The sequence below is a fragment of the Acinetobacter sp. RIT698 genome, assembly GCF_009668065.1.
GTDB classification, from domain to species: Bacteria; Pseudomonadota; Gammaproteobacteria; order Pseudomonadales; family Moraxellaceae; genus Acinetobacter; species Acinetobacter guillouiae.
In genome coordinates, this window is the sequence record NZ_WJYH01000104.1 from 1 (window position 1) to 3,318 (window position 3,318).

6 protein-coding genes are annotated in these 3,318 nt (G+C 30.5%); 4 read left to right on the plus strand and 2 right to left on the minus strand.

Annotation, left to right across the window (positions count from 1 at the left end; translation table 11 throughout):
• Positions 1–81 precede the first annotated feature (81 nt).
• From GJV03_RS21155 to GJV03_RS21165, 3 genes are all read left to right on the plus strand, one after another.
• Positions 82–273: a hypothetical protein gene (locus GJV03_RS21155; RefSeq protein ID WP_154131067.1), complete on the plus strand. Its 192-nt coding sequence runs from the start codon at positions 82–84 to the stop codon at positions 271–273.
• A gap of 71 nt (positions 274–344) precedes the next feature.
• Entirely contained in the window at positions 345–572 is a 228-nt protein-coding gene (locus GJV03_RS21160) for a hypothetical protein (protein WP_154131068.1), read from the plus strand.
• A 385-nt stretch (positions 573–957) separates the two neighbouring features.
• Positions 958–1,224 carry a DUF2164 domain-containing protein gene (locus GJV03_RS21165; RefSeq protein WP_151958118.1) on the plus strand — a complete coding sequence of 89 codons (267 nt, stop codon included), beginning with the start codon at positions 958–960 and terminating at the stop codon, positions 1,222–1,224.
• 135 nt (positions 1,225–1,359) lie between these two features.
• Here GJV03_RS21165 and GJV03_RS21170 read toward each other — a convergent pair whose 3' ends face one another.
• Together GJV03_RS21170 and GJV03_RS21175 are read right to left on the minus strand one after the other, a co-directional pair.
• Positions 1,360–1,848 (minus strand): GNAT family N-acetyltransferase, encoded by a 489-nt coding sequence (locus GJV03_RS21170; RefSeq protein WP_151958119.1) that lies wholly within the window; start codon positions 1,846–1,848, stop codon positions 1,360–1,362.
• Between the two features lie 147 nt (positions 1,849–1,995).
• Positions 1,996–2,433, minus strand: a complete 438-nt coding sequence (locus GJV03_RS21175) for an SRPBCC domain-containing protein (RefSeq protein ID WP_105714518.1) — start codon at positions 2,431–2,433, stop codon at positions 1,996–1,998.
• A 403-nt stretch (positions 2,434–2,836) separates the two neighbouring features.
• On the opposite strand from GJV03_RS21175, the gene GJV03_RS21180 reads away from it, so the two are divergent.
• Positions 2,837–3,031 carry a hypothetical protein gene (locus GJV03_RS21180; protein WP_004721972.1) on the plus strand — a complete coding sequence of 65 codons (195 nt, stop codon included), beginning with the start codon at positions 2,837–2,839 and terminating at the stop codon, positions 3,029–3,031.
• The last annotated feature ends 287 nt before the right edge of the window (positions 3,032–3,318 follow it).

The window sequence follows — 3,318 nt, forward strand, 5'->3', positions numbered from 1 at the left end:
CGTGTTAATACTATCTATTTATTTAATAAAGGCGCATCTTGAATGAGTCATTAATATGAATGACAAAAAAGAGATATTACTATGTCAAATTTTACCAAGCAACCAAGTAGCAATCAGAATAAACAACCTGATGCTAATCAAGGCAATCAATCACAAGCGCCTCAGCAGCAACAGACAAATAAAGATCAGAATAAACAACCTGATAGCAATCAAAGTAATCCATCCCAAGCACAGCCAAAGAAAATTGAAGAAACCCCAGAGCAAAAAAAATAGCATCTAGGCTTTTATTGAGTTAAGTATAAATTGAAAGAAGGGAACTTCTTTCAATTTACTTAGGAGTTAAAATGATGATTAAAAAAGTAACTGTACATAAAATGTATGAAGAATTTCGACAATTTCCAATTACACAATATGTAGGAGAATATGATGAGTCATTTAATCTGGTCAAACTATTTAATTCATTCAATCAGGAATTAAGTAGAATATTTGGAACATATCAATGGGCTTTAATTGGTACTGATGAGGTTTTTTTTGTAGAAGAAGATCCGGCCTTTCAAGGGAGAACACTTTAAAGTGAGTTGAAATAAGTTTCCAAAAGATTTTAATCGCTTTTATAAAAAATTATATGTATTAGTAATTGCTAAATTTATTAAATTGGTATAATTTTAAATCTTTATAAGATTATTTTAAGTTTTTTATTAAAAAATTTTTTTTGATCTGTTATTACTATGCTGAGAATATTTTTTAATTTATTGCCTCCTACAAAATTCTAAAAATTATGTTTATCTTAAAACTACTTTATTTATTGCTATTTGGGTAATTTTTGTAATTGGTTGCGTAGGTGTTAAAGCATAGCCAGAGAAAACTCAAGATGTACGACATAATAAGACGCGATAAGATTGAATAAATTCTAAATAAGTATTGTAATGATTCTTTGTTATTTTCAGAATGAAGACTATGGCTAAGAAGCAAATAATTACATTTGATGAGTTTACGCGTGAACAATTAATTAGTTCATTGAAAAAATACGCCTTAAAGGAACTAGACTTAGATCTTGGAAATTTTCCAGCTCAATTTTTATTTGATTTTATTGTAGATGAATTTGGACATCATTTTTACAATCAAGCGCTCAATGATACCCATGAATGGTTAGCAGAAAGATTTGCTCATCTAAATGAAGATTTATTCATTTTGTCTAAAGAAAAAATCAACAAAGCAAAATAAGCAGTGTCTTGGAAATCGTAACCAGCATGATTTCAATACTTGATGTGATAAGGTCAGAAGAAAGGTTATCTGATTAATGATCATTCATGCTAAGAAGCTTTTAGAAAGCCCCACCTAAGTATTTTAGGGTAGTACTTACTCGGTTCTTTCGATAGACGTTTTATTGAGTCGATACCTGAAAAAATGTTCATTGCTTATGATGACCTCACCATCCAATTTAAATCCGAGTGAATAGATCCCTGTTAACTTTTTCCGTGTTGGCGGTAATAAAATTGTGATCGAATCAAAGCCCATCTCGTTAAATGCCTTGTTTATAATTTTATTAAAAATTTGTTTACCCATTCCCCAATATTGAGGGTGTAGCACTAAAGCCAAGTCAGCATCTCCATGCTCATATTGTAAACCTCCCCAGCCTGCAAATTGGCCATCAACAATAAATGCCCATGGACCATAACCATGGTTCATCCATAGGCTTTCTTTTTCATTAACCCAAGCATTACATTGATCTTCATCAAAAATAACGCCCTTGGCTAAAGGCATTTGCTTAAGGACACGTTCATTTGTATTTAATTCAATAATTTCAGACCTGCTCACATTGCTTAAACGGTCAAACTCAATCTCCAATAGGATCCTCCTAAAATATGAGTTGTTGCGATGGTTTTATTAATCTTATGGGGCTTTATGCAAGATGAGACCAAGCTATATTGATTCCAAGTATAGAGAGGAATTGATGCTGGTTTTACTTAAAGCCGATTTGCCAGCTGAATAATTCTATTGATTCTCTAATCTTACTTTAAGCGCATTATTCATTCGTTGAAAACCGGGCTTGGTTTTTGTCTGTAAGTTCTTAAGAAACGGTTTTACTAAAATTCCACTAAAGGCTTCACTATGGATCAATCTTGTTTGAACCGGAGTTATTTGTTCTAATCTAAATTTATGTTCCCCATCAAATACGCCCTTCACCAATAATTTTCCGCGCCAACTAAATTGTTTATTTTTTTGATTTTCAAGTACAACTGCTTTGAAAGACATTTTACTTGTCGCATCATTTTGTATGGTGACATTGATTTTGCCACCTTTATGGATTTCTCCTGAAACATCAATGATAAACGGATTCCAATTTTTATAATCTTCAAAATTTGTTAGGGTTTTCCAAACGATATCAATGGGTGCATTGATCAAAATTTCTGTTGTTATCTCAAATTTCATGTTAGCTCTATCGACTAGCTTGTGTTTTACCTAATATACACTTATTTCAACTTTTTAATCTCGTTAAAATTAAGATCACTACTGATAGGATATTAAAAAAATTGAATAGAATAAGAATGATTGGCATATTTGAGTTATTCTGTTGAATTTTTATATCATTGATTTATTTTAAAATTATAAAAAATAACCTTGAATGAATCAATTCAGCATTTTAATTAATAAGCATAATTTAGGCAATTTCATAGCTTAAAAATAATAGCTTGTTAAGCACGCTATATGAAATCTGGTGATAATAAAACACTAAAATAACGTGATATATTTCACTTTAATATTGTTTATTTTGATTTAATTAGCATTTTTATGTAAACTGTAGGCGAGGCTTTGTGATTTTATAGAGGTAATTATGATGATTTTTTATGATGGAGAGCATATTTTTCCTGAGCGTGCCAATGAATTTAAAAACTTTTTAAAGAAATATTTGATGGAACATCAAGCTGAATATTTATTAGAACAAAAAACATTTGTATACGACAGTGACTGTGATGAGTTTTTAGAGTCGGATATTCAGGAATTTTATAAAATTTGGTTGATGGCTTAACAAAAAAGACCTGATATTCATGGGTTAACCAGGTTTTTAAAGTCTGATAGAGTTTGGTGTTCTATTTCTTTGCCCTTATAGATGAAGCATTGTTTAGAACTAAAAAGATGCTCTGATCTTGGTTAATTCTAAAATAAATCATCAAATCATCTTGTAAATAATATTCTGCTAGAGGGCGTCTAAAAACCAAGTTTGAAAGAGGAATTGTAGAGATCGTTCGTCAGAGGGTACAATGATATAGTATACATCGTCTATATTTTAAGCATCTTATTTTTTAATATGGAAAT